General features: G+C 46.2%; 24 protein-coding genes. 11 read left to right on the forward strand and 13 right to left on the reverse strand.

The features are described 5' to 3' along the window. Positions 1-208: 208 nt before the first annotated feature. Positions 209-667, reverse strand: coding sequence for a nuclear transport factor 2 family protein (locus ACO0KZ_RS04235; RefSeq protein ID WP_422993075.1), 459 nt, complete (start codon positions 665-667; stop codon positions 209-211). Between the two features lie 443 nt (positions 668-1110). After that, positions 1111-1425, reverse strand: a complete 315-nt coding sequence (locus ACO0KZ_RS04240) for a hypothetical protein (RefSeq protein ID WP_422993077.1) — start codon at positions 1423-1425, stop codon at positions 1111-1113. Positions 1426-1475: 50 nt separating this feature from the next. Here ACO0KZ_RS04240 and ACO0KZ_RS04245 point away from each other — a divergent pair, with 50 nt between their 5' ends. From ACO0KZ_RS04245 to ACO0KZ_RS04255, 3 genes are read left to right on the forward strand one after another with little or no spacing between them, the layout of a single operon-like run. After that, complete coding sequence (locus ACO0KZ_RS04245; RefSeq protein ID WP_422993079.1) at positions 1476-2054, forward strand: hypothetical protein; 579 nt, start codon at positions 1476-1478, stop codon at positions 2052-2054. Positions 2055-2082: 28 nt separating this feature from the next. Further along, entirely contained in the window at positions 2083-2592 is a 510-nt protein-coding gene (locus tag ACO0KZ_RS04250) for a hypothetical protein (protein ID WP_422993081.1), read from the forward strand. A gap of 51 nt (positions 2593-2643) precedes the next feature. After that, on the forward strand, positions 2644-3300 hold the full coding sequence (locus ACO0KZ_RS04255) for a hypothetical protein (RefSeq protein WP_422993083.1): 657 nt from the start codon (positions 2644-2646) through the stop codon (positions 3298-3300). Between the two features lie 6 nt (positions 3301-3306). On the opposite strand, the gene ACO0KZ_RS04260 is transcribed toward ACO0KZ_RS04255, so the two are convergent. Together ACO0KZ_RS04260 and ACO0KZ_RS04265 are read right to left on the reverse strand one after the other, a co-directional pair. Continuing rightward, positions 3307-3762: a hypothetical protein gene (locus ACO0KZ_RS04260; protein WP_422993085.1), complete on the reverse strand. Its 456-nt coding sequence runs from the start codon at positions 3760-3762 to the stop codon at positions 3307-3309. Positions 3763-4252: 490 nt separating this feature from the next. After that, the gene (locus ACO0KZ_RS04265) at positions 4253-6433 is read right to left on the reverse strand and encodes a TonB-dependent receptor plug domain-containing protein (RefSeq protein WP_422993087.1); all 2181 of its coding nucleotides are present in this window, start codon (positions 6431-6433) and stop codon (positions 4253-4255) included. A 537-nt stretch (positions 6434-6970) separates the two neighbouring features. On the opposite strand from ACO0KZ_RS04265, the gene ACO0KZ_RS04270 reads away from it, so the two are divergent. The 3 genes from ACO0KZ_RS04270 (at position 6971) to ACO0KZ_RS04280 (ending at position 10127) form a co-directional block, all read left to right on the forward strand. Then, on the forward strand, positions 6971-7999 hold the full coding sequence (locus tag ACO0KZ_RS04270; protein ID WP_422993089.1) for a S41 family peptidase: 1029 nt from the start codon (positions 6971-6973) through the stop codon (positions 7997-7999). A gap of 190 nt (positions 8000-8189) precedes the next feature. Continuing rightward, on the forward strand, positions 8190-9746 hold the full coding sequence (locus tag ACO0KZ_RS04275) for a M20/M25/M40 family metallo-hydrolase (RefSeq protein WP_422993091.1): 1557 nt from the start codon (positions 8190-8192) through the stop codon (positions 9744-9746). A 156-nt stretch (positions 9747-9902) separates the two neighbouring features. Continuing rightward, complete coding sequence (locus tag ACO0KZ_RS04280; protein WP_422993093.1) at positions 9903-10127, forward strand: sterol desaturase family protein; 225 nt, start codon at positions 9903-9905, stop codon at positions 10125-10127. A 28-nt stretch (positions 10128-10155) separates the two neighbouring features. Here ACO0KZ_RS04280 and ACO0KZ_RS04285 read toward each other — a convergent pair whose 3' ends face one another. The 8 genes from ACO0KZ_RS04285 to ACO0KZ_RS04320 all read right to left on the reverse strand — a co-directional run bounded on the left by ACO0KZ_RS04285 (position 10156) and on the right by ACO0KZ_RS04320 (position 16923). Next, positions 10156-10908 (reverse strand): SIMPL domain-containing protein, encoded by a 753-nt coding sequence (locus tag ACO0KZ_RS04285; protein WP_422993095.1) that lies wholly within the window; start codon positions 10906-10908, stop codon positions 10156-10158. A 136-nt stretch (positions 10909-11044) separates the two neighbouring features. After that, the gene (locus tag ACO0KZ_RS04290; protein WP_422993096.1) at positions 11045-11956 is read right to left on the reverse strand and encodes a hypothetical protein; all 912 of its coding nucleotides are present in this window, start codon (positions 11954-11956) and stop codon (positions 11045-11047) included. 411 nt (positions 11957-12367) lie between these two features. Then, positions 12368-12781 (reverse strand): bacteriohemerythrin, encoded by a 414-nt coding sequence (locus tag ACO0KZ_RS04295; protein ID WP_422993098.1) that lies wholly within the window; start codon positions 12779-12781, stop codon positions 12368-12370. A gap of 192 nt (positions 12782-12973) precedes the next feature. Further along, the gene (locus tag ACO0KZ_RS04300) at positions 12974-13291 is read right to left on the reverse strand and encodes a hypothetical protein (protein ID WP_422993100.1); all 318 of its coding nucleotides are present in this window, start codon (positions 13289-13291) and stop codon (positions 12974-12976) included. Further along, positions 13288-13869 (reverse strand): RNA polymerase sigma factor, encoded by a 582-nt coding sequence (locus ACO0KZ_RS04305; protein ID WP_422993102.1) that lies wholly within the window; start codon positions 13867-13869, stop codon positions 13288-13290. Before ACO0KZ_RS04305 ends, ACO0KZ_RS04300 begins: the two co-directional genes overlap by 4 nt. Next, positions 13862-14233, reverse strand: coding sequence for a DUF6249 domain-containing protein (locus ACO0KZ_RS04310; protein WP_422993104.1), 372 nt, complete (start codon positions 14231-14233; stop codon positions 13862-13864). Before ACO0KZ_RS04310 ends, ACO0KZ_RS04305 begins: the two co-directional genes overlap by 8 nt. After that, on the reverse strand, positions 14230-15690 hold the full coding sequence (locus ACO0KZ_RS04315) for a serine hydrolase domain-containing protein (RefSeq protein ID WP_422993106.1): 1461 nt from the start codon (positions 15688-15690) through the stop codon (positions 14230-14232). The genes ACO0KZ_RS04310 and ACO0KZ_RS04315 overlap by 4 nt, the downstream gene beginning before the upstream one ends. Before the next feature lie 429 nt (positions 15691-16119). Beyond that, entirely contained in the window at positions 16120-16923 is an 804-nt protein-coding gene (locus tag ACO0KZ_RS04320; protein ID WP_422993108.1) for a substrate-binding periplasmic protein, read from the reverse strand. Positions 16924-17367: 444 nt separating this feature from the next. Here ACO0KZ_RS04320 and ACO0KZ_RS04325 point away from each other — a divergent pair, with 444 nt between their 5' ends. Together ACO0KZ_RS04325 and ACO0KZ_RS04330 are read left to right on the forward strand one after the other, a co-directional pair. Continuing rightward, on the forward strand, positions 17368-18240 hold the full coding sequence (locus ACO0KZ_RS04325; RefSeq protein WP_422993110.1) for a delta-class carbonic anhydrase: 873 nt from the start codon (positions 17368-17370) through the stop codon (positions 18238-18240). 628 nt (positions 18241-18868) lie between these two features. After that, positions 18869-19549, forward strand: coding sequence for a DUF2306 domain-containing protein (locus tag ACO0KZ_RS04330; protein ID WP_422993112.1), 681 nt, complete (start codon positions 18869-18871; stop codon positions 19547-19549). 99 nt (positions 19550-19648) lie between these two features. Here ACO0KZ_RS04330 and ACO0KZ_RS04335 read toward each other — a convergent pair whose 3' ends face one another. Further along, positions 19649-22240, reverse strand: coding sequence for a methyl-accepting chemotaxis protein (locus tag ACO0KZ_RS04335; RefSeq protein WP_422993114.1), 2592 nt, complete (start codon positions 22238-22240; stop codon positions 19649-19651). Between the two features lie 113 nt (positions 22241-22353). On the opposite strand from ACO0KZ_RS04335, the gene ACO0KZ_RS04340 reads away from it, so the two are divergent. From ACO0KZ_RS04340 to ACO0KZ_RS04350, 3 genes are all read left to right on the forward strand, one after another. Then, a complete protein-coding gene (locus tag ACO0KZ_RS04340) occupies positions 22354-22560 on the forward strand; it encodes a hypothetical protein (RefSeq protein ID WP_422993116.1) in 207 nt (68 codons plus the stop codon). 377 nt (positions 22561-22937) lie between these two features. Further along, complete coding sequence (locus ACO0KZ_RS04345) at positions 22938-24392, forward strand: diguanylate cyclase (protein ID WP_422993118.1); 1455 nt, start codon at positions 22938-22940, stop codon at positions 24390-24392. A gap of 325 nt (positions 24393-24717) precedes the next feature. Then, on the forward strand, positions 24718-25122 hold the full coding sequence (locus tag ACO0KZ_RS04350; protein ID WP_422993120.1) for a bacteriohemerythrin: 405 nt from the start codon (positions 24718-24720) through the stop codon (positions 25120-25122). The last annotated feature ends 71 nt before the right edge of the window (positions 25123-25193 follow it).

Here is a 25193-nt window from a genome sequence, read left to right on the forward strand (position 1 = left end):
GCTTCTCCGCGAATATCGTCAACTTGATAGACCTGCGGGAAAAAAGAGAGCGCAATAAGCTAGCCTTCTTTTTTGACTTTATTTCTCTTTGAGACAAGAGATATTTGCAACGCTGATGTTAAAGAATGTTGGGCTAAAGGAATGCTAGCCCAACCATATTTCTTTCACTGCGGCTGTCAAAACCGCTGAAGGCCAAGGATTATTAGTATTACATCGGGTCAAAAAAGGCTTCCATGCGGACAATCTTGCCATTCGCCAGCGTGAAGTGATCTCGGCCTTGAGCGAGTAGCGTGCCTTTTTGATCGTAGACTTTCCAAGTGGTTTCGGGACGACCATCAGGCAAGAAACGATAACCGCCGATTTTTACCGTGATGCCTTTATATGCGTTGACATAACTGGCAATCGCTTTTCCAGTCAAACCTTTGGGTACTTGCGGATCAACGTAGATGCCATCTTGGGCAAAAGTTGCCAGCACTTTCTCACCATCGAGCGCTACCCACGCTTCGGAATAGGCGCTAACAATAGCGGGCAAGGGTGCCAAGGTCGGTGCAAGGCTTGGCGTGTTGACTGCATTGGCAGAAGTACCAGAAGTGCTGCACGCCGTGATTGAAACAATAACGCTTAAGACAGCAAAGGTAGTGCGGAAGAAATGGCCTTGAATGTGCATGAATGCCTCATGAAGAGAGTGGTGGTAAGTGAACTTAAAATGTTTCATCGATTAAGATTGCAGCCAGCATTGATTCTTGCCTGGCATGCGATCGGTGCAGCCGTACTTATGCGAAATAAATCAGGCAAAAAAAGTATTGCTTAATTTCGTGTAAGAGGCGACTTTATTGTGATGAATTGCGGGAAATCAGGTTCGAAATTTTATTTCCGATGTACCTCGCACGGGAGGTGTTACAGCGAATAAAGACGCCAGACAAATTTCTCAACCGAGATTGATCAAAGCGGCAATCAGTTGGGCTAGAAATTGCTCAGTCACGCTTTATTTTCTGCTGGCGTTTCATAAAGAGCGATGGGCAGATCTTGACATGCGAACGCATAATACTGAGATCGCATGACAAGTCGTGAGCACATCCCCGACGCTTTGCCGGGGATATGGATGCTAGCTTAAAACTTATATTCGTACGTCATATTGAAGTTACGCGCTGTCGGTACTGCTCGAGCGGATTGGCTTCTGGAGTTGCCAACGCTGGCATAAGTGAATGAATCATAGGCTTTTCCACCAAAAATATTATTCACAGCAAATCGAAATTGACTTTGTTTGTCGAACTTCCACAGTGCGTAGATGTCGACGTTTTTAGGCGTCTTCAAATATTGGCGCTCGGTGAGGCTAATTTGCTGCCAATGAGAATCTTGAATCTTGGCGTTCACCATGTTCGCCGGTGGAAGTGTATTTTTTCCAAAAATAAGATGCCAGTTCATGTGGGGACGTTTAAAATAGCACTTTTTGTCACATCAGATTCAGCGTCATCATGTTAAGTAAGAATGTTATTTTCCGTGCACTCCCTATTGTGTTTGCTTGCGGCATGTTATTCGCCTCTAACAGCGGCATAGCCAAATCAGACGACCTCGTTCCATCGCTATGCCTCGATGACGAGAGCAACTTAGTAAGCGCATGGATGGGAAATACTGTCAGCACCGAGAGTGGTACTAAAAACAAAAGGGATGGAAAGATCGTCTCCGTTTGCACCGATTCCGACAAAGCACCTTTTCAAAAAGTAGTCTATCGCTACGGTCTACCAGAACGAGTTGAACTAGAGATGCGCGCAAGCGAATCGACACCGCTGTATTTTTTTAACCGTTCCACCTCAGCGCACACAGGCGAAGATTTTATTTTCTTCAAAAACGGTATCTATACTTACTACGTTGTTATAGCTGGTGGACAAGCGAATGGTGTGACATTACGCATCTACAACGAGAAAAAGTTGATTTTTAATCGCTTTTCCGGCATCCACGATGGTGAGGACTTCGTTGTTGGTCCAGCAGAAGTCGATCTCAAGACAAGAAAGTCGAAGCACTATCAAATTAAAAAACCAGCGCACAATTTTTAATCAAATATAACGCGACTAAAATCTCTACATGTACCAAGAAAATACCCGCAATCACATTATTTACCTTGCTTGCTGCATGCTTTTGTTGTTGATCAGCTTGCTCGCAAGCTCTGCGCAGGTAGATGCTAGGGATGAGAGTGACTGTTTTCAAATCAACGAGAGCAATGCCAAAAATGCCTGTCTTGCAAATGCAAAAAAAGACAGTAGCTATTGCTACCAAATCAGTAATTCGGATAGCAAAAACGCTTGTCTTGCCAAGCTCAAAGCAGATAACAGTTATTGTTATCAGATAAGCGATTACGATGCAAAAAATGCCTGCTTGGCGGCATCCAAAAAAGAAAGTTCATACTGTCATCAAATGAATCAAGCGAATGCCAAAAATGCGTGCTTAGCAGAGGCAAAAGGCGAGGTGTCCTACTGCTTTCAAATTAACCACAGCGATGAGAAAAATTTTTGCTTGGCAAAAATCAAGAAAGAAAATAGCTACTGTCATCACATCAGCCAAGCTGATCTAAAGCGACGCTGTCTCGCGCGTTAAATTAGTACACCATTCTGGGCATTTTTAAGAACACGCCAAAGTGAAAACATCATGAATGAGTTTATACAAACATGGAGACATCGTCTCAATCAAATCGCCATCGGTTTGGGATGGTGCGCGCTCGCATTGACGCCCGTACTTAACGCGGATGCACAAATCGTCAAACCCAAACCAGTCACCGCTGCCGAAAACAAGAATATCTATCTCGCACAAGGTATGCGATTTCATGCAATTTTCCCAGAGAACATTACGTTCTTTTCAGAGCGCGAATTTACTGATCAAAAAATCACCTACAAAAAAACCAATTTTGTCGTCAACTCACCCTATGCCCGTAACAAAAACGAACTTGGAATTTATAACATCACCATTGATATCGATACGCCGATTCAACCTGTGCTCACTTTAACTGGCAAGGAAGATGAGATTGCTCACGGCTGGTTTGAACGATGGAAGAATCTGTACGGAAAAAATTATGAAGTCACGCAGATCAATAAACTAGCTGGTCCTGAAGATAATGCGTGGTTCGTGAAGGAGATGCGCGGCACCAACAAAGTTGCAGATTTCTCGACGATATTGAGAGTCTATGTAAGCAAACACAGCACCGTTGTTCTGCATGTTTATTACACGCCAACTGAAAGAATCACAGGCATCATTGATCACTTTATGTCCAACTTTGAATGGTTGGCGGTAGGTCAAGCTGACAACTAAGCGAAATCACTTCTCCCGTACACAAGTCTCAAAACCCATATTTCCATTTTGAAATTCGGGCGAATAAAAGTAGTTGGTGAATGTCCATCGGCCTTGTTTGTTCCTTTTCATCTTTGCAATGCCTGTACCATATTCTGTCGTATCTTTTTCGGTCTTGGTAAAGTGCAGCGCCATCCTATCAGCCTCACTAGTGGCATGCCCAATGAAAGATCCTTGACCAGGGATATCCAAAGACAGACGATAAGCAGCATAACTTCCTTGGCTATAGCGAAACTGAATTTCTAACTGCATCTTCGCAGTGTATTCACGCTCTTTCGCATCAAGACCGCGACACGAGTACACACCAGAATAATCCGTCCCAGAGAATTTCTTCACGCTGGCATCGGATGCACGACCATAGCTCATCAATGCAATCAATATAAAGCCGAAAACACATTTTTTATTCAATGCAATCAAGGTCATATTTCACCATTAAAGTTGATGGGTTTTATGCGGAATTGAAACCACCACGCAACATAAATGAGTCGCAATCTAAGAGTTAAAGTGACTTCAGATACTGACAGACGAAAGCTGTAGCAGGAAATCCTAGTAGCATATGCATCTCCAAAGATACACTAGGTCGCATTGCTTTCATAATCAAATGCACTGCAACTGAGAGTGCTATCTTGGTAGATCTTCCCTTTAGCATATATGACCGAGCAACCCAGACGTGATCAATCTGGTTTTGCTTCAAGTACGACTAATTATTGAGTATTTTAGCGCCGTAGGTAGAAACCGCCTAGCGTTTCGCACTATATATGGTCGAAATGCAAGGCTTCAACTTTACGGTTTCTCCAGATGTTCTGTAAAAGCCAATTAGCCCAAAAGTAAGTTAAAGCGCGACGAAAATGGGCATGTCTTTTTTCTTTGAAAAACACGTCCCCGACACTAGGTCGGGGACGTGGATGCTAGCTTAAAACTTATACTCGTACGTCATATTGAAGTTACGCGCTGTCGGTACAGCTCGAGCGGATTGGCTTCTGGAGTTGCCAACGCTGGCATAAGTGAATGAATCATAGGCTTTTCCACCAAGAATATTATTCACAGCAAATCGCAATTGACTTTGTTTGTCGAACTTCCACAGTGCGTAGATGTCGACGTTTTTAGGCGTCTTCAAATATTGGCGCTCGGTGAGGCTAATTTGCTGCCAATGAGAATCTTGAATCTTGGCGCTAAGACCGGCTGTCAGTGGAATATCTTTGGCGCGGTAGTTTGCGCCGAAGGTATATACGTATTGATAAGGGGTCAATGAGTTATAAGGCGTCGCTAAGTCTTTGACGTTCGACCAAAAATGAGAGTAACTGGCAGAAAAGTCCATGTCAGGCGCGTTGTCCATCCAACGTTTTAATGGAAACTGGGTAGAAAGCTCAATACTTTGCCCCTGTGCAGTACCGGCATTGATGAATTTTTTCCAGTAAGCTTTATCAGCTTCATACACCACTTCGCGATGAATATCGTTGATCGCTTGCGCTTTTGCACGAATCGCATAGTTGAGTCCATCTTTTCCATTGTGTTCGAACGCTGCGTCTAAGCTCCAGGAGAGTTCTGGACGCAAGTTCGGATTGCCCACAATATTTGGGCTTTCGATAGAGTTATTGATGACATAAATTTTCGGCATCAAGAGTTGGGTTCCCTCCGGTGCTTTGAAAGTGCGTGACACGCCGAGACGAATCCGTTCGGTATTTTGTGGGTCGAGCTGCCACATTGTTTGGATCACAGGGCTCAAGACACTGGCGCGATTATTAACCTTTTCCCCAGCGTTATTTTCGGTGCGAATGCCTTGCGATTCCCAACGTAGGCCAAGCGATACTGAGGAATTTTTCTTAAATTTCCAATCGTCTTGTGCGAAGAAAGCGGCATTGTCCATGATGGAGTTAGCACTATGTGGGCGATAGATACTATTCTGATTTGAAACGAATTGGTCGTTTTGATTATTTTCGACATCCACTTTGGCACGCCATCCTGACCAACCCACTATCAGATCATGCTCAGCATTGGTTGGGATATTCAACTTACCATTGGTGGTGCCTACTGTGACATGGACATCGGTATTCAGGTCACGATTAAACTGGAGTGTGCCATTCGGCAGATAGTTTTGTGAACGAGACCGCGCAACGAAATTTTGTGATTGAAAACCAGCGGTGACATCAACACCAATTTGATTGTCCAAACTTGTGACAGCCTTTAGTGAGCTGCCGAAGTTGGTACCCTGGTTACGATCGTGTGATGTGGTTTTACCGATTTCAAACACACGTCCTGACAGGTTGTTGTACTGGCTCGTTGTGTCTGCGCTAAAGCGATTATGCGCAACGATGGAGGTCGAAGTCAAGTTGATATTGGAATCAGTTTTATACTGAATTCTCGGAGAAATACGCAGGGATTCATCGCTACGCTTACTTTGCGATACATTCTCAAATTGACTCTTGCTGCCTAACAGGGTGTTTTCATTGACGAATGTGGTTGTCGAATCGTCTGCTTGTCCAGCACTAATGCGATCTTTGGATAAGCTGACGCTGACGGTATGAGAGAGATTGCCGTTTTTATCGGAGTTAAACCAATCTATGCTGCCCGTGTTTTGAAACATATGACCAATACTGGCCTTGATGCTATGTTGTTTATTGGATGCCGATTTTTTGAGAATAATATTGATCGTACCCGCCATCGCTTGCGTACTAAATTGCGCATTCGCACCACGATAAATCTCAACGCGCTCTATCATATTGAGCGGAATATCTTCAACGGTAATGCCGCGTGGTGCCTCGCCATCGATCAGAATTTGCGTATAGCCCGCTGCCATCCCTAAAAGGTGCAACTTGTTGTTGGTGACTTGAACGCCAGGAACACGTTTCATCGCATCCACGATATTGTTATCGCCAAAACGAGTGAGTTCAGCGTTGGTGACAATCGATCGCGCAGCAGTTTCGGTACGAGCGAATTGTTCTTGTGTCTTGCCTTGTATTTCCACGCGTTGTGGTTGTGCTTGAGCTTGAGCTTGAGACTGATTTTTAACTTCACTTGGCTGCTGTGCATGCGCGGAAACGGCAATAACATTGCAGAGGATAAGGGTGATGACTGAACTTTTTGGTATTTGCATGATCGCCTCGAAAAAAAGGAAAAACTGTGAAAGCTGTTGACGGCTCGCACTGTATCTATTTTTTCTTTGCGTTGTCAGCGACATGCGACGAAATGACAAAAACTGGCGTTGAAAAAACGATTTTCAGCACCGAGCTAATTTCGAGGAAATTAGAAAACGGCGATATTGCATCATGGAAAAACCCGATTTACGTGCTTATTAGAATTCAAAAGTATCTCTGAACTATGGCGGTGCTTTATCAAATCTTCTGCGCGTGAAAAAGACGCAAGCAGTGAACAACAGTTACATGATTTTTCAAGCTTGCGTGGAAATTGCATGTACAATTACTCAAGTTTTTTTAACTAGTTTTTATATTTGTGAAAATTACGCGATGGCGTCGCACCGCACAGCGCAGCCACCACAGTGATGGTACTTTTTTGCGTCAGTTCTAACTCAATTTCTTGATACCTTAAGTCGAGATCAACTACAAAATCATCGCGAGTTCACAAGGCGCTGATCTGGGCAATGTAGAGAAATCGACATTACATGAGGAAAAAAATGCGTCATCAACACTTTTCTTGGCATGCTACTGTTCTTCTTTTTTTCAGCACTTTACTCAGCGCCTGTGGCGGTGGCTCAGGTTCTGAGCCTGTCACAAACAACAATACTGCGTCAAGCCAAAGCGCCGCGCAAAGCTATGTAAATAGCGTGATCGACATTATGCAGACCAATTCCTACCATAGGAAAACCTTAGTCTGGAACGATATTCGTACCGCAAGCATGGCTAAACTTGGCACCACACCGAGCGCTAGTAGCATTGATTTGGCTTTAAAGACGGCACTCACAATGCTAGGCGACCATCATAGTTTCATTTCAAAATCAAACGGGAATTTGATACTCAATGATGGTGATCAGCTTAACTGCGCAGATACGGGACTTGCAAAACCGCTGCTACCAGAAAACATCGGCTATATAAAAGTCAGAGGAAATTTTTCCGAGAATGGTACCTCCGGCGCAGATGCCTTGGCGACACAAGCCAATGAATTGCAAGGCGCTATCAAAAATCAAGACAAGCCATCTTTAATCGGATGGATTGTTGATCTTCGCGGAAACGGTGGTGGCAATATGTGGCCTATGATTGCAGGCATTGGTCCTCTACTAGGCGAGGGCACCCTAGGCTATTTCACAAACGCGACAAACGAGAGGACGCGCTGGAATTATACGAACGGACAAGCGAGGTTAGACAACACAATCATCCATACTGTCAGCAATCCTTACCCAGCGCTCAGCCCCAGTCCTAAGATTGCGGTGCTCACCGATTGCAATGCTGGCAGCTCTGGAGAAGCCGTCATCGTTGCATTTCGAGGCCGCCCCAACACACGTAGCTTTGGCACACCGAGCTATGGGGTATCAACAGGCAATCAATCTTTTACACTTAGTGATGGCGCAACGCTCTATTTAACAGTCTCAATTTTCACCGATCGTAACGGCGTTAACTATGGTGGGCGGATCGCGCCAGATGAAATCATTGACGATGCGATCAAAGTGCAAGATCGTGCTGTCGCGTGGTTACGCGATATACAGTAAGCTGTTTTGACTTAGAGGAATGAGATGCAGACGGGTTGGCTTTAGAGACCAAGCCCTGTAGATTTTGAAGCGTGACTTGAACTGAGAAGAATAAGGACTTACTCCAATAGATCAGGCGCATAATGTGAATTCATTTGACATACTAAGCGATATCCTATGTCATCACACTTTGACCTCGATCGGAGCTTCTATGACTAAGAATCGCTTTTTTCGCTTGTTATCCCCTTGCTTGTTTTCATTTTGCGGCGTTTCCAGTGCATGGGCGCAATTCCCCACTCTTATCAATGATCAACTCATCAGAACACATGCGGTAGCGAGTTTTCCTGAATACTTAGAACTACTGGCATTGCCAAACGATGCCATTGCAAGCGCTCGCGACATACAAATCAATGCCGATCACCTAGAGAAACTTTTTCAAAAGCGTGGTTTTAATACCAGACAATTTTCGAACAAAGGGAGACCACTGGTGCTCGCCGATTACCCAGCGGTGAACGGTTTAAAGACTATTCTGTTTTACATACACTTTGATGGACAACCCGTGATCGCATCACAATGGGCACAGCCGAGTCCGTGGCAAGCCGTAGTAAAGAAAAAGGACAGCAGTGGAAAGTGGCAGATCGTCGACATGAAAGAATTACTGCAGCAGGATTTCGATCCAGAGTTGCGCGTGTTCGCCAGAGCCGCCGCTGACGATAAAGGTCCCATCATGATGTTTTTGGCCGCGATAGATTTACTACGCGCGCGAGGTATCGCACCCGCAGTAAACATCAAGGTGATACTTGATAGTGAAGAGGAAATCAATTCTCCCGGAATGAGCGAAGCTGTCAGTCAAAACAAGGATTTTTTGCGTGCTGATGCGCTGGTCATTCATGATATGGCAACGCATCCTAGCGGAAAACCGACAATCATCTTTGGTAATCGTGGCGTCCAAACAATGAGCCTGACGGTATATGGCGCTAAAGCGCCATTACACAGCGGACACTATGGCAATTTCATTCCGAATCCCGCTTTCAATCTGGTGCGCTTATTAGCAAGTATGAAGAATGATCAAGGGCGGGTCACCATTCCCGGCTATTACTCAAGCACCAAGTTGAATACGGAAGATTTACGGGTGTTGGATGCGGTCGGTGATGATGAGGCGGCTTTGAAGAAGCGTGTAGGGGTGCAAAATAGCGATCAGGTCGCAAGCAATTATCAGCGATCTTTGCAATATCCGTCATTGAACATCCGTGGTTTGGCCTCGGCCAACGTAGGTAATGAGGCAGCCAATATTATTCCTAAAGAGGCAGTGGCTGAGATCGATATTCGCACCACAACTGAAGCGAATGCCGCATACCTGTCTGGTTTGATCAAAAAGCATATTCAGAAGCAAGGTTTTCATATTATCGACCATGCGCCAACGGAGGCTGAGCGTCAACAGTATTCAAAATTAGTACAAGTCAAAGAAGGTCTGCCGGCTGAAGCGGCACGTCAGCCACTCGATACTAAGATCAGATATTGGGCGGAGAGAGCGCAAGTAAATGCCTTCAGCGAAGGCAGCAAACGGATACAGCCCATTATGATTCGCGCTGCAGGCGGGACCGTCCCTACTCATGAAATTGTCAGCCCACTTGGTTTGCCTTTTGTAATTATTCCTACCGCCAACGCAGATAATAATCAGCACGCTTATGATGAAAACCTGCGTATGGGAAATTACTTAACTGGCATGCGCAGTATGATAGGTTTGCTTACCACGCCATATCAGTAATTTTGATGTGTGCACATTGCGGACTGTGCCAGTAGCCGACAGCAGAATGAGTTCTAACTTTAACATTTCGTGCGTATTGTTGGGATGTTGTGAAGTTGGAACGGGCATCTTAGTTCTAACAATCGCCGATGGAAAACTGCCAGAGCAGTTGGACTAGTGATTGTGCCAAATAACGTGATGCCTCATCTAGGTTACGAATTTTTACCTCGATGGCTTATTCGTGTACCAGGTCTACGCTGGATAAATACATCGACTTTCCATAACCTTCACCACACCTCATTCAATGGAAATTACGGGCTGATGTTCCGTTTCTGGGATCGACAATTCGGTACAGAACTTGATAACTACGAATCAAAGTTCGTCGAACGTAGCTCTGGGTGATCTCAAGAGTTTGATTGCATATCGTGGGTTAACGCTCAATATTGTATTCAATCGTGACCACCACTCTCGCCACTTTATCTATCGTAGTCTTGTCGTAAGTGCCGCCATACTCATTCGCGTCTACCACCGTACCGACCGGTAAAATATAAAATGCACCCTGTGAAGCGGAACGCATGGCACCGACTTTGACGCCGCCATATTTAGCAAATTCATTGGCGCGCTTACTGGCGTTTTCGGTCGCGGCGCCAATCAAGGACATCTTAATGTCCTCCAAATTTGAGACTAAATACAAGGGACTATCGTAGAACACAGGCTGACCATCGGCCTCTAATTGCAGCGCGTCCTTGCTAATTTTTGTGATCTTGGCCAAATCAGTACTGGTGACCAAAATGCTTTGCGCCGCACTAAAACCCCGCTGCACCTGACGAGTACGCCCTCCCGGCAAATCTTCCATCACCATATTCGGCGTCACGGTTTCCTCCGATTCCTTCAACGCGCTTTTTGCAAATTCATGTTTTACGAAAAATTGATCGAGTATCGGCCGTGTTTTTCTGAGCTTAGCTAAGGCTTCAGCAAAAGTAGGTGCAATGACCTGCACTCCAATCTTCCACTCAGCATAGTTCGCCACAACATTTTTTTCGGCCAGGCCCTTTACAGAAATACTCTGCCGACCCGCTCCGATGTTTTTGGCCTGAATGCCAAAAATAAAAGCGGCCGCCGACATACCTAACGCCAATAAAACACCCAGCGCGATCAATGCGCGTGCTAGCTCTTTGTTCATTTACAACTCCAAAACTTGCTAAGAAAATTATTAAAAAATTTCGACTAATGCGACCTATACTTCATGTCAGTATAATTAAACCAAACATCAAGGCCAAACAAGATCAAAAAACATCGCTGACCTGAAATAACTCTATTCAACTGTCCTTATCAGGGCTAGACCAGCAAGTGCCATAAAACAATCTCACCTTTGATTGAAGCTCGTTCAAGAATTGATCCTTGTAGAGCCTAGCAGATCCGATTGCATTTACTACAGCGTTATCGAACAGTGGATGAGAGGGAAGCTCACATTCGCTTGCAAAGCAGCGCTTGTACAGTTTTTTCCAAGCGATTAACTCAACAGGATATGGGCCATACGGCATAGAACCGAATGGCGAGTAGTCATTGTTAAGTGCTTCGATTAAATGGTAACTCGCGCAATCTCCCAAGGCAGATCTTCGTAGTTTCTCATCTTGTACACTTTTCCACAAAGCTTGATACGGTCCTAGATCGGATGTGACCTCTTCTGGCTCACACCACCGTTTTTCATACCAACAGGTATGCAATAAAAGGAGGTGGTTGAGTAAGTTCATATCCAGCATCGATTGATTCAAATAATCGGGATTATTTGCCCGTACAAAAAACAGTTGCTCAGCCCACCAATCCGAGACATTTTCGAAGCCATAGGAAATTGCTCTGGCAAAGCCAAGCAAACAAAGGTCTTCGCCTTCTACAAAATTTTCTATCTTATGCACGTTGACATAGCGCAAATCCGCAAGGTAGATTTGAAATGCAAGCAGATAATGCGCAAAACCTTGGTTCAGTAAAACAGGCGCTTCTGCACTCTGCTTAGTCGTCGCATGGTAAGCAGAGCAGGTGTAAAACAGCGCTGTACTCTCCAAGAAAGAAGCGCCAAACAAACGCTCATTTTCGACCGCAATACAACTGATTGGATGATCACGGTAGGCCGTCGCAAAGGCAGTATCTTCGAGCATTTCATCAAGCTTACAAAATATTTTAGAGATAGCTTTTTGCTGTGCCGCCTTCGATAGCTCAAGTGAGTTTTCCATTATTTATTCATATTCCATAAATCAAATTTTGGATACGCCTTAGTTGCCAGCATCCTGCCGCAAAAAGCTCAAGCTACTACATTCATCTTCACCAACATTCTCCCACAATAGGCGATTGATCAGGCTGCGAAATTTTATCCTAGCCGTGGAGGTCTTCGCGTTGAATAGTATAGTTCGATAGCGTTGCTGATTCGTACTCACGCAGTAAGGTCTTAAGTGCACTGCTTTTCCAATGATGGGAGTCTAGATAGGACTTTAGACACATAATGCGTGCCAATGTCTGACTACCATTCGCTGCGTCGTTGGTGGTGAGAATGGGCCCATTTTTGACGCGAATACTAATGACCCTAGCCTCTTTTTTGTCCTCGACTATTGTCTGCTTGTTTTGGATTAGTCGCCGGAGTGTTCGGTCTATTCAGAATCGATAGCACCACCATGTAAAGTATCGACAAGTTGTTTATCGCTTAACATGATGTGATAGGTAAACCAAAATCGAAGTAATTCGGCGGTCTCTAGTGCAACCGTGTCACGAGCGCGATTCAATTGTTGTTGTAGATCCGCTACTCGATCTAAGAACTTTCGATGTTGTTCGCAATGCGACTCGATCTTGGGATAAGCAATTTCCAGCATGAGCTTTTCTTCTTTTTGAAAGTGTGCATGCGTAAATTTCTCTATTTTTTCGAGGATAGCCGAAAGCGTAAGATAATCTGTGCCTAATTCTGCGGCGCTATGCAATTCATTGACGAGGTTAAGCAACATTTGATGATCAGCGTCCATTAAAGGATCATGTACACTTAAACTAGTACTCCATTCAAAATACTCCATGCGCCACCTCAAAGTAGATTGTTACACAGCAAAAAATCTTAACTCGTTCAGTTTTATGAATTTAGATGTTGGAATGATAGAACTGCCCCTTTATTTTTTAGTGTTTGTCGTTATTTTTGATCTGAAAAAAGTTGTTAGAACTTGAAGGAGATCGGTCGAAAATTGGATCGAATTGCGCTCCGCCTGCTCGATTCATTCACTCTCCGTCAAGAGCCAAGTCGAAACAAATAACGACACACTGGCAAACACGCCACATAGCAGCCATACGCTGGTGGTCAAATGACCGTGGACTAGATCCTGGCATGCATTGTGAAACAAGGGGATCGACGAAGTCTGCCATAGCAATGCCGCCATACCTAACAGCAGCGAAATCGAAAAATGGCAAGAATAGCGCGGCCTTTTTTGCGGAGTGGTTTGCATTAGACGATCTGAGAACCCCTCGTCAGCCACGGGCGCCTCGTAATAGTCGCGCAGCAATTCATCGAGGCTTGGATCAATTTTTTGATTCATGATTCGCTTCCCTTCGCAGTGTTTTTGTTCCAGGCGCTTAGCCAGGTTTGTAGCTTTGATTTAGCACGCGTCGCATTGGTTTTCACCGTCCCCAGCGGCAAACCCAATACCTGAGACACTTCCTCATGACTGAGATCCAATTGCACGCAATGCAGTAGCACAAGTTGTTCAGTGGGGTTAAGACGTTGCATCGCACGTTCAAAATCTAAACGCAGTTCAACTTCACCCGAGGTACTTTTGGCTACCGCTTCCTCGACGTCCAACACGCCAGTCACATCAGACGCTAGTTGTACTTTATCGACACACTTCAAAAAATTCGTGTATGCAATCCGATAAAGCCAAGTCGCGAATCGAGCCTCACCACGATATTGATCGAGTTTGCGCCAAGCAAGCAAAAACGTCTCTTGCGCCAAATCATCTGCCAAACCATGATCGCCTTTAGTCAAGCGTCGCAATAGCGCGCGTACCATTCCCTGATGACGTCGTACTAGCTGTTCGAACGCTTGACTATCTTGATTGAGGCGAGCTCTAACAACGAGCGCTTGATCGATGCGTTGCTCGTTATGCTTGTCATGCATGCTCTGCATCGCGACGATTCAACCACCAGCTCAACAAGTAACCCAAGCCAGTAATCAAAGGTAAGAGTCCCAAGCCCCATAGTTCTGCGAATTTATGTCCTTCCTGGTATTCCAGCGGCAATACCGCGAACATCATCATGACACCAAGGCCGATACTGACCAAGGTAATGCCACGGCGGCGTTCACAAAACGCGAGGCGTGGTTCAGCCAATAAAGGAACCGGCAGATCCAAACCTTTGTCGGCCAAGTACATCAAGGTCTGATAGCGTGCTTTGGTTTGTTGATGCCGATAGAAAAGCACCACAAACACCGCCAAAACAGGCGCAAAACACAAAATCAATGGGAGCACAAATTCGATTCTCATTTTGTTTTTCCTTTCTGTGTTGATCTCATTTTTTCTTGGGTATGTAATGGCATACGATTACCATAATATTGCACTAGATCTTCTGCGACTGGTGGATCAAAATTAGACAATGCAATCACCACATCACCCGTCGCTGGATAAATTCTCAGCGCGCCATTCATTCCCTCGGCACCACCGGCATGTCCGTAGTGGCGTGTATTCGCAGTGCCGCCTAATTGGAATCCATACCCATAGAGCTGACTAGTCGTTTGCGCTTCCGTCGCCTTTGCGAGCCAAGATGTGGAGAGCAAACGCCCCTGTAGCAAGGCATGGCTAAAACGAATCAAATCACTAGCGCTTGAGTAACCACCACCAGCTGCCGTGCCTCTCCATGGCAAGCTTTTTCGGTTATCGACCAGCCCAGCCTCTGCGTGCGTGTAGCCTACTGAAATCTGTTGCGCCACCTGCGACTCGGGTTCCGTCCCGGTATCACGCATACCCGTTGGCGTTAAGATCGCGTCTTGAACCACACTATTGTAAGATTTGCCAGTGACCGCTTCGATAATGGCACCCAATAGCACATATCCATAATTAGAATATTCTTCTTTACTGCCTGGTACAAACGCCAATTCGCGCGCACCAAACAGTGCAACATAATCTCCATGTTCGCGAATGCTCTCGCGCTGCTTCTCGTATTCTTCAGTAAAAATGTCCCCGGTTCCAGCTGTGTGTGTCAACAACTGATGGATCGTCACTTGACTCGCCAAGGCTTTATTGGGATAGCTTGGAAGATAACGTGCAATGGGCACATCTAAGGCAAGACGCTCTTGTTCCGCCAACTGCAAAATCGCCACCGCAGTCAACATCTTATACATCGAGCCCAATCGAAAACGCGTCTGCATCGTGTTATTCAATTTGCGTTCACGATCTGCTTCACCCCAGCTTTGCGATTGAAGCAAAACACCATCGCGTGCCACCGCAATCACGCCAGAGAAGCGCGCAACTTTGGCCAACTTATCTGCTTTCTGCGTCAACTTCTGCCACGCTTGCTGTGCTGAAAGGCGCTGCGGCATTAGGTAATCAGGTACAACCGGTAAAGGTGCGAGACTGAAACTCTTCACCTGCTCGGGTTTCTTGTCGTCTGCCTCTAACTCCATGGTGCCAACGCGATCACCCTCTTTTTCACGCAATATCAAAGAAATACGATAGGGTCCGTTCTGTGAGATGCGCACCAAATCCAAGCCACCCGTCATATTCCTTAAACCCAATTCATTCTCCACCGACAAATTGGGGTCATGCGCACTCTTAAACGCCTTAAGCAATTCAGCACTACCTGAATTAAAGGCCTGCAAACGCAACTCCGCCAAACGCCCCGCTGGCGTTTTAGGAAATGGAATAACAGCGGCCAATACGGATGAAACACAACAAACACCTGCTAGCGCCAAAACGATGCCCTGCCATGGTTTTGATAATTTCATGTTTTTCTCTCCTTAAAAGATGAACAATCACCTGCTTAGATACAGTGAGGAGAGAATTTGGATTCAAGATATTCAAAAAAATGGCGACAGACACAGCCTGAGCTATCTGCTCACCAGTTGATGGGGTTGCGACGATATTCGAGTTTCCCGATGCGAAAAGGAGGAAATGAAAACGAAGCAGTTCTACGATTGATACATTTCGTGGTCAGGTTGGAATATTTGTACTGCCTCATTTATCATCACATGGATGACTGGTGCAATTCACGCAAGCACACATAAACAATGCACAGCAGTATGTTGAAACACGCCTGAGGCGTCATATCAAGAATTCTCGCGATAATTTGTGAATACTTAGTTCGCCTACATGACTGCTGCAAACTAAGGAATACCTCTCGCCCCTCCCACACCCCTGAATTCTTGTTCCTTAACTTAGTCGTGCGCCGAGTACTTCACAAGTAATTTTTCTAAGGTTTTTTCCTTCGCCAGTTTTTGCAATGCCGCCTCAAATTTTTCTTGTGATAGTTGACTAGTCTTCATGCGTGCACAGTACACTGGGGTGCTTGAAATAATCAAGGGTGATTCTTTTAAACTGGCAAAGTTTGCATCTGTTTTTTGGAGATAGCGAAATTGGGTTTGTCGGACTATCGTGTAGTCAGTGCGTTTTAACTTTTGTTTTAATAGTGCGCTATCGCGTGTCGGTGCGTCTTCACGGTACGCAAGTTTTTTTTCAAACAAATAGTCGATCTCGGGATAGCGATAGCCAAATAGGGTCCCGATATGTTTTCCAACTAATTCTTGTTGCGTCGTAATCACTGGCATAGTTTTATCGCCAACCAATACGTCATCAATACTCATCAGTGGCGACTTCCCCCAATCATAAAAGTCGGCCGAGGTGCCGACCCAAGCAGGAGATGTGAAGCAAGCCACATCGATACTGGACTGTATATCGGGCAACTCCATACGTTTGCGCGATAACATCACATGAACCGCTTTCATTCCAAGTTCAGCCGCTAACGCATTTTCGAAATCTGGTACGTAGCCTTCACTATATATCTTGTTATTGGCCGTTTTTGTGATGCGTCCTTCCGGCATAGTCGCTATATCGGGCGCGAGGAAGCGTAATGTTTTTTGCTGCGCAAAAACGCTGGAGCAGAGAAGAAGAAGGCACAATGAAACAAGTTTCAATTTGGCGGACATTGCGGAGATTTTAGAAGAGCGTTTGAGGTCTTCCATAGTATAGACTTAAAACAGAGGGGAAATTGATGACATCCTTTATTTTTTCTCATGGCTTATGCTTGTTCATGGGAGCGTTCGACCCAAGGTGATGTAACGCGACTAAGAATCACCCTTTTTCCAATTCTATTCTAGGCATTTCGAAATTGGTCACGTCAATACTTGAACCTTGCTGCTCGCTGCTGCAGCTTCTCACACAGCCAGATCAAATTTCCACTGCATTTCTAACCTGACCTCGCATTTCATCTACCCCTTTTCTGTTGTATTTTGGGTTAACGGGCCCTAAGATTTTTCCGCTTTATTGTATCTTTAGGTGCTAAAAGTGTTACCTTGCAACTCAATATTGGACGATGGATTTTGGTGTCGTCTCCTGGTAATTTGATGCAAATTTTGGCGTAGCGTAGCGTCTTTTTTGATTCAACCACACAACCTAGGAGTTCCAGCATGGATACAAGAATAAAGTTCTTAGTTTTGGCAGCCATCACAACGACACCATTTAGCGCTCTTGCACAAGATGCGCATTCGAATGACCACGGTTCTGTGTCGAAAGAAGTCATCGAACTTCAACGAGCAAATTTGACAAAGAACACAGACGCTAAAGGCTTTGGGCCGCAGTCTCCGCGCGATCTCGCCACACGCCATGGTAGCAATAGCGTCATCTTTAATAAGACGCCGGCGCACACGAATTTGAATTTGTGCAACATCCACTTCCACGAAAATGCTGAACATAAAGGCGGGCAATTTACGACCTACGCAGGAAACGGTGATGGCAAGGGCTTCCAAACCGGTTTCAAATACTCAGGTAAGCTCACCAAGGCAGAGTTGTCTCCACTCAAAGAAGAAGTCTGTAAAAGCGAGCATGGTGGCCTCCAGTCCGGAGATACCATCGAAGTCCATTACGTCCATTCTTCTGCGCTAGTCACGCCTGGGCCGACCTTAGGCGCGTGCTTAAATGACGCCATCAAAAATCCACAACTCCGCGTCGAAGCCCAAGTATATGTATTGGTCAATGATCCTAAAGCGCGTGACTTTGGTGAGTTAACGAAGCTGGGGACGAAGGGGAAATTTCAACAGGCTTTGGGTATCCCTAAAAATACAGGTAAGCCTATACAGTATGCTGGTTCAACGACGGGTCCTGCCTACAACGAACAAGGCTCACCTTTCCAAGTTTCTTGGAGCGTTCGTCCCAAAGTGGCTAAGGTCAATATCGAGTCTGTTGGCAAATGGTGCGAAGGAAATGTCTTTAAAGAAGATCACGCCCATGGGGTCAGAAATTTAGTGACCGATCCCGCTTTGATTTCGAATATCGAAAAATGATAGAAGCTAGACGAGAATTGCCGCTGTTGATGTGGCAATTCTCTCTTGCGACAAGTCCTGATTTCATCTGTCAATCCCATAATCCCATAATCAATTAGACTCGTATTGAACAGAAATACTCGATACGAGCTTTTCAAACTGAACAAGCTCATGACTCGGAATATGCCTGACTAAGGGTCGGTTCAAACACTTATACATTTCATCTCTGGTGTTGGAATGTTGAAGTTGTCCCTTTGCTTGCGATGGGTTTTTAACGATGTACTCAATCACATCAACTGAGATACCGCTAAACTTTAAGATAGCTGGCAGATGCCAAGACTGTACTATTTTTGCCGAGCCTATTTGAGCCGCAGGTCACACCTTATTAGTCAAGGTAGTGGCTGACCTATTGTCGTTATCGAATCAGGTTTGATCGTTTTCTTTCAGATGTAAAATTTTGTAAGCCTAGTGACAAAAATAATTCCCCTCTTTCAAGTTCTCTACCCCAAGTACAAGCTGATGTGCATTTAAAAAGCACCGTGCACATACAACGCAACTTACACTTACTCACACTCCTTACGTTTCTCCAATTGATGAAAATACCGTATTGAATTTTAATGCAGGCCATAACATCGTTTTTTGGAGTGGCATGATGAAAACTATCCCCTTTACACCCAACCTAAGTACTAGCACTAACGAAGACTCAAGAGCAAAAATCAGGCTTTACTGGAAATATGCGCTCTTTGCCATGCTGGCATTTCTCTTTATTTGGGTCATGCTGCAAATTGAATTGCCCATGCTGCTAGGGCTCAATCCTGAGTGGGAGCACAAAGTAAAAAGCTATATAGTGATCTTACACTTGCACGCTACGGCGGGCACCATCGCCCTTCTAGTCGCGCCGCTGCAATTCATTTTTCCCTTGCGTGCCACCAAGCCCCATTTGCATCGTTTGCTCGGCCGCCTTTATGCAGCAGCTATTGGCATTGCCGCACCGTTGGCCATGTGGATCGCGGTTTTTCACCTGGCACCAGGCGAAACTTGGGCGGCTCTTGCACAAGCCATCGTTTGGCTGTATTCCACCATAGCGGCAGTTGTCGCAGCAATGAAGCATCAACTAGCAGCACATCGCCTCTGGATCATGCGCAGCTACGCACTCACCTTCACCTTTGTCATTAGCCGCTTTATGATTGATGTGATGCACTTACCAATGAACGCACAGTTGGGTGGGCCGAATACTTTTATTGTTGAGCTTAGCATTATTGCTTTCGTTGTGGCGCAATGGTTTTCTGCTAAGCACTCTAAAGAAACAAAAAGTGAACTTCTTGTTTAAATTTTCAGTGTCGTTCTATCAGTCGCGGCAAAAAACATCGCACAAAGTAGAATATGGAATGTAAGACCCGACATCATTCTCTTCTGACACCAAACCCATTCAATACGGTTTGAAGCTACCGCCACCACCGCGCATCGTCGTAGACTTGATCGGTGCACTCCGGCGCGGCGTGGTCACCCCACGACGCTCTGATTTACCGAAACTACTGCCACCATTATCAACAATGTCATGGCGGCTGCGCGCCGGATGGTGGCCATCGCCCGTATTAAAAAAGGACACGCTTTCTTGCAGCTGTTCAGCCTGTCCTGAGAGTTCTTCGCTGGTGGCAGCCAACTCTTCGCTGGCACTGGCATTTTGCTGCGTCGCCTGGGATAGTTGCGTCATCGCTCCACCAATCTGGTTGACGGACTCGCTTTGTTCCGAACTGGCTGCCGCAATCTCTTGCACCAGTTCGCTGGTTTTTTGAATGCTGGGCACGATTTCATTCAACAACTTGCCCGCACGCTCTGCGGTGGTCACGCTATCGCTGGCCAGCTCACCAATCTCTTTGGCAGCCTCTTGGCTGCGCTCAGCCAGTTTGCGCACTTCAGCCGCGACTACCGCAAAGCCTTTGCCATGCTCCCCGGCTCGCGCGGCTTCAATAGCGGCATTCAATGCCAATAGGTTGGTCTGGTAGGCAATGTCATCGATGATGCCGATTTTGCCAGCGATTTGCTTCATGGCGTTGACCGTCTGGCTGACGGCATCACCGCCGTCGATGGCTTCTTTACTGGTTTTAGTGGCCATGCCATCAGTGACTTTCGCGTTGTCGCTGTTTTGGTTGATCGAAGCTGACATCGCTTCGATCTGCGCCGATGTTTCTTCCACGCTGGCGGCTTGCTCACTGGCAGCTTGGCTCAAAGATTGGGCGGTCGCAGAGACCTGGTTGGCTGCATTAGTCAAAGCATCTGCGGCAGTCCGTACTTCACCAAGGACGCCAGTCAGGTTTTCAGCAGTCGAATTGGCGCTGTCTTTGACCTGACCAAATAAACCTGAATAATCGCGTTCTATGCGAGCCGTTAAATCACCTTCGGAAAAGCTTTGCAACAAGCGGGCAATATCGTTCAAACCGACTTCGCTGGTTTCCATCAACTGGTTCATGCCCGTCGTCAAGCCTACAAAAAATCCAGTCTTGCCTTCGGGGTTAAGCCGGGCGCTGAAGTCACCTTGGGCAGCAGCCTCCACCACGGCGGCTACTTCTTTTTCAATACCAACTTCGGCGGTGCGGTCACTCCATTCAACCACCGTACCCAATCGCTGACCGCCGTCACCAACGATAGGGTTGGCGATCAGACTGAACGTGAGGCTACCGACCGTGATTTGGGTGCGATGGGTGGACTGCAGCGCAGACAACATATTGCGCTGATGGGCTGGGTTCTTGTGGAAAACATCAATGTTCTGACCAATGAGATTACGTGCTGTGAATTGCGGTAAAACTTTGCGCAGCTCCGCTTCGTTGCGCTGCATCATGCTATTGACGGTTTCGTTCATGAATAGGATGTTATTGTTGACATCGGCAATCATGACGTTGGCGCTGGCCTTATTGAGCGCTTGGACAATGCGGGCATTATAAATAGCCGCTTCTGCGGCTTTCACCATGGTGTCACGTGCCGCATTAACGACATCGGTCACTTTGCGCTTTTCACCTGGAAGGTCCTGCATTTTTTCACTGAAATCACCCCGCGAGTAGGCATCAATCAGATTGACCGCCTTAAATTTCACGTCGATATGCGCCTTGACCATCGCATTAGTGGCTGCTGCCAATTCGGCATACACACCGCGCAGGTCGCTGGTATCAATGAAATGGCTGATGACACCCGCTTCATGCTGGGCAGCCATAGTGGCCTTCGTTTGCTGGTAGTGAAGCAGCACGTCTTGCATAGTTTTGAGCTGAGCCAACACGCTCGTGGTATCCCCCGCAGTCACATCGATGTGGCTGCTCAGGTCGCCTGCGGCAACTTGCTGTGCGAGTCGCGCGGCGTCAAACGGTTCACCTCCGAGTTGCGACGTGATCGATCGCGTCACTAGTGCACCCAGCACCACCGCCACAGCGATGGTTAACAACAGCGCCACCACCACGGCGATGAATGTTTGTTGATAGCTCACCAAGGATTGCTCATACGCCTTCTGGTTGTTGGTTTTTTGGAATTCAATATTGACGTCCAAGGCGTCTTGCCATGCCTGCACCGCAGGAGCCGCCGTCTTAATCAGCAGATCACGCGCGTCGGCATCTTTATTGAGTTTCGCCAGTTCGATGACTTGGTTATTCAGAGGGCGCGCCGTATCGCGGGCATCGGCGATTCGTGCGCGGTTGACTTTCGCGGTTTCACTGGGGGCAAACTGTTGAAGTGCATCCCATGCTTTGTCGTAGTCGACGCGTGCCTTGGCAATTTTTGCGTACTCCCGATCCATATCTGCCCGATCATCTAGCAAGATAATAGTGCGCATCACACGCGACACAATGTGCACCGATTCAGACATGTCTTGATTGAGCTGCATCCTGACGTTGTTGCTCTGGACAATCTCTTCCAGATTGGCTTCAATCGCCGCCAGCCGACTCAGGCTAAATAGCCCCATGACGATAGTGACAAAGACCACAACGCCAAAAGCTAACACAAGGCGGGTACGGACTTTAAGCTTGCCTAGATTCATTTGAAACTCCCGTTAAAGGAAATTAAATTGAAAAAAACAATCACAGAAAATTTAAGCCATTCGGCTCAAGTATTTCACACTTCACTCATTGCCGCCAGCACCGCCAAGACACTTTGTGGCAAACCCAAGCACGCAATACCGCACGTGACGATGTGTATTCGATCGCTAGCCAAGTCACTCGTGCCTTGTTAAGGCGCCAACAAAGTTTCAGCGACTGGCAGCAAAATAACCAAGTAGCGATTGCAAAATTGAACCAACTTCTCAGCACCATCACCTCGCAAGGAGCCGAGGTAGCTCCAGTGTGGCTGGGGGCTATGTGAATTGCGTCAGTTAGCATAATTTCTAAACACTGCACTAAGCTCTAAGTAGTCCAACAACAAATATCACACTTACCCCAGCATTCTCAATGTGTCTGTTTATTGCGATACTTCACAGTTCTTAAAGAGTTATAGGTTTAAGATAGAACGTATTCATTAAGCGAATCCTCATTCTCTAACTATTCGAATTAACGAATTTCATTCAACAATTCAGTTAAATCGTGAGCTAAATGCTTTAAGTAAATGCTGTAACTAAAGGCCTTAATCAAGTATCTTGAATTTATCACCCGCGGTGAGATGAATTTCGAGATGCAGCTCTGTAGTTCGTGCGCTTGAAATGCATAATCAAAAATGGGCAAGGATACTCAGTCTGGAGATGTATGAACAAACAAATGCTCTCACTGGCGAATTTCACAGAAGATAATCTGCGAGCCATACTTCAAGCACTGCCCGCATTGATTTGGCTGAAAGATGCCGATGGTGTTTATCTTGCCTGCAACGAGCGCTTCGAACATCTTTTTGGTGCATTGGAAAAGGACATCATTGGTCGCACCGACTATGATTTTGTTAGCAAAGAACTTGCCGATTTTTTCCGCGCCAACGACCTCTTAGCCATGCAAAAAGGCGGCCTTAACATCAACGAAGAATGGCTAAGCTTCGCCAATGACGGACACCGCGAGCTAGTCGAAACCAGTAAAACACCTCTCTTTAATGCCGACGGCAAACTCATCGGTGTTTTAGGTATTTCGCACGACATCACTAAGCGCAAACAACTGGAGAAATACGAAAAATTTCGCAGCTCCACTTTAGAGCTTTTAGCTAAAAACATCCCCTTACCCAGCGTTTTAGAAGCTATTGTGCGCGGTGTTGAGCTACTGCATAACGACATCATGTGCAGCATTCTATTACTCGATGAAGAAGGCAAGCATCTGGTAGATGGCGTTGCCCCCAGTTTGCCTAGCTTCTACAACCAAGCCATCAATGGCATAGAGATAGGTTTGGGCGCTGGCTCATGTGGAACGGCTGCATTTTTAGGTCAGCGTGTGGTAGTGGACGATATCGCCAGCCATGCTTATTGGGTGCCGTATGCCGAGCTAGCAGCACAAGCAGGTTTGGGCGCTTGTTGGTCGCAACCGATACTCTCATCCGAGTTTCAAGTATTGGGAACCTTCGCCATCTACCACCGGGAAAAAAATGCACTCGCTGATTTGGATGTCTACATCATTGAACAATCGGCACAGCTTGCCAGCATCGCCATCGAACGCAAACGCATAGAACTAAAAGTGCAGCATATGGCTTTCCATGATGCACTCACTGGCTTGCCCAATCGTAGTCTGCTGTACGACAGGCTAGAACAAACCAAGGCCGCCTGCAAACGTCATCATCGTTTTGCCGCCGTGTTGTTCATCGACCTCGATAATTTCAAACCACTCAATGATGAATATGGCCACAACGCGGGCGATTTACTATTGCAAGAAGTAGCACACCGCATCAGCCTGTGCGTACGCGAAGTCGATACCGTAGCGCGCTTCGGTGGCGATGAGTTTGTGGTGATCCTCAGCGATTTAGATGCCGAGTTGTCGCAAGCCGAACAGCTAGCTTGCAGCATCGCAGAAAAAATACTCGCCTCCTTATCCGCCCCCTATCAAGTCAACATTCCAAACGCGCACAAAGAAACCAGCATACAGCACCACTGCACCGCAAGCATCGGCGTCGTGCTCCTGCGCCACCTGCTAAACAATGACATCGACATCCTCAAATTAGCCGACCAAGCGATGTACCAAGCCAAAGCCACAGGCCGCAATAAAATCTACTTCCTGGATAGCAAACCCTAAATGCTAAGTCAGTGTCGCAAGCGAATACCGGTTGATACTCCAGCTGATTGGCTCTTGGGGAAAGTCGATGAATTCGATGCATCCATTCCCCTATAAGTGCGAAGTGACACAGACGTAAAAAAACGCTACGGCCCGATCCAAGAACTAGTGCTCTGGCTTTTGCGATTCGGCCCGTGAAGGTGTTGCCAAATCTATCTCAGGCAATGAAGGTGTTGTATCCAGTCGACGAGAGAGCCAATAGAATACTTGCCCACCAACAACAACCAATCTAAACTTTGACACCTACCAAAAATTCATCTGGAAGTATTGAAGACGGAGATTTCTTATGGTGTACTTCCAATGGTCCCCAGGCTTAAGCGTTGGCGACTCACTCATCGATGGGGACCATCAGCATTTGATCGATCTGATCAATGAGCTCTATACGGCCTCTGACCAAAAGCGAGATGGCGCGATCTTGGAAGACATATTGCAACGATTGTTCAACTACACTAGCGAGCACTTTCATCGCGAAGAAGAGTTAATGGAGAGAATTCAGTATCCGGATGTCTTAAATCACGTCAAGCAGCATAAAAAATTACTCGAACGCGTATTGATCCTTCAGGCATCCCTTGCTGAGAAAAGGGATTACGTTGCTAAAGAGACCGCTGAACTACTGAGATTTTGGCTGACTTCGCATATTCATACGACCGATAAGGCACTGGCAATCGCTATTAAGAATGCTGGCCTCTAAGCTTAACGTTTCGACATATCTTTCAACAACTATTGAAAAGATTTATCAATTGACCTTGCGCTTGTAAAATG

It is taken from the genome of Undibacterium sp. Di24W (assembly GCF_049340325.1).
Lineage (GTDB): Bacteria > Pseudomonadota > Gammaproteobacteria > Burkholderiales > Burkholderiaceae_D > Undibacterium.

Bases quoted from the DNA above. Each gene is read 5' to 3' on its own strand.
- ACO0KZ_RS04235 (WP_422993075.1), bottom strand. From the start codon at position 667: ATGCACATTCAAGGCCATTTCTTCCGCACTACCTTTGCTGTCTTAAGC.
- ACO0KZ_RS04240 (WP_422993077.1), bottom strand. From the start codon at position 1,425: ATGAACTGGCATCTTATTTTTGGAAAAAATACACTTCCACCGGCGAAC.
- ACO0KZ_RS04245 (WP_422993079.1), top strand. From the start codon at position 1,476: ATGTTAAGTAAGAATGTTATTTTCCGTGCACTCCCTATTGTGTTTGCT.
- ACO0KZ_RS04250 (WP_422993081.1), top strand. From the start codon at position 2,083: ATGTACCAAGAAAATACCCGCAATCACATTATTTACCTTGCTTGCTGC.
- ACO0KZ_RS04255 (WP_422993083.1), top strand. From the start codon at position 2,644: ATGAATGAGTTTATACAAACATGGAGACATCGTCTCAATCAAATCGCC.
- ACO0KZ_RS04260 (WP_422993085.1), bottom strand. From the start codon at position 3,762: ATGACCTTGATTGCATTGAATAAAAAATGTGTTTTCGGCTTTATATTG.
- ACO0KZ_RS04265 (WP_422993087.1), bottom strand. From the start codon at position 6,433: ATGCAAATACCAAAAAGTTCAGTCATCACCCTTATCCTCTGCAATGTT.
- ACO0KZ_RS04270 (WP_422993089.1), top strand. From the start codon at position 6,971: ATGCGTCATCAACACTTTTCTTGGCATGCTACTGTTCTTCTTTTTTTC.
- ACO0KZ_RS04275 (WP_422993091.1), top strand. From the start codon at position 8,190: ATGACTAAGAATCGCTTTTTTCGCTTGTTATCCCCTTGCTTGTTTTCA.
- ACO0KZ_RS04285 (WP_422993095.1), bottom strand. From the start codon at position 10,908: ATGAACAAAGAGCTAGCACGCGCATTGATCGCGCTGGGTGTTTTATTG.
- ACO0KZ_RS04290 (WP_422993096.1), bottom strand. From the start codon at position 11,956: ATGGAAAACTCACTTGAGCTATCGAAGGCGGCACAGCAAAAAGCTATC.
- ACO0KZ_RS04295 (WP_422993098.1), bottom strand. From the start codon at position 12,781: ATGGAGTATTTTGAATGGAGTACTAGTTTAAGTGTACATGATCCTTTA.
- ACO0KZ_RS04300 (WP_422993100.1), bottom strand. From the start codon at position 13,291: ATGAATCAAAAAATTGATCCAAGCCTCGATGAATTGCTGCGCGACTAT.
- ACO0KZ_RS04305 (WP_422993102.1), bottom strand. From the start codon at position 13,869: ATGCATGACAAGCATAACGAGCAACGCATCGATCAAGCGCTCGTTGTT.
- ACO0KZ_RS04310 (WP_422993104.1), bottom strand. From the start codon at position 14,233: ATGAGAATCGAATTTGTGCTCCCATTGATTTTGTGTTTTGCGCCTGTT.
- ACO0KZ_RS04315 (WP_422993106.1), bottom strand. From the start codon at position 15,690: ATGAAATTATCAAAACCATGGCAGGGCATCGTTTTGGCGCTAGCAGGT.
- ACO0KZ_RS04320 (WP_422993108.1), bottom strand. From the start codon at position 16,923: ATGGAAGACCTCAAACGCTCTTCTAAAATCTCCGCAATGTCCGCCAAA.
- ACO0KZ_RS04325 (WP_422993110.1), top strand. From the start codon at position 17,368: ATGGATACAAGAATAAAGTTCTTAGTTTTGGCAGCCATCACAACGACA.
- ACO0KZ_RS04330 (WP_422993112.1), top strand. From the start codon at position 18,869: ATGATGAAAACTATCCCCTTTACACCCAACCTAAGTACTAGCACTAAC.
- ACO0KZ_RS04335 (WP_422993114.1), bottom strand. From the start codon at position 22,240: ATGAATCTAGGCAAGCTTAAAGTCCGTACCCGCCTTGTGTTAGCTTTT.
- ACO0KZ_RS04345 (WP_422993118.1), top strand. From the start codon at position 22,938: ATGAACAAACAAATGCTCTCACTGGCGAATTTCACAGAAGATAATCTG.
- ACO0KZ_RS04350 (WP_422993120.1), top strand. From the start codon at position 24,718: ATGGTGTACTTCCAATGGTCCCCAGGCTTAAGCGTTGGCGACTCACTC.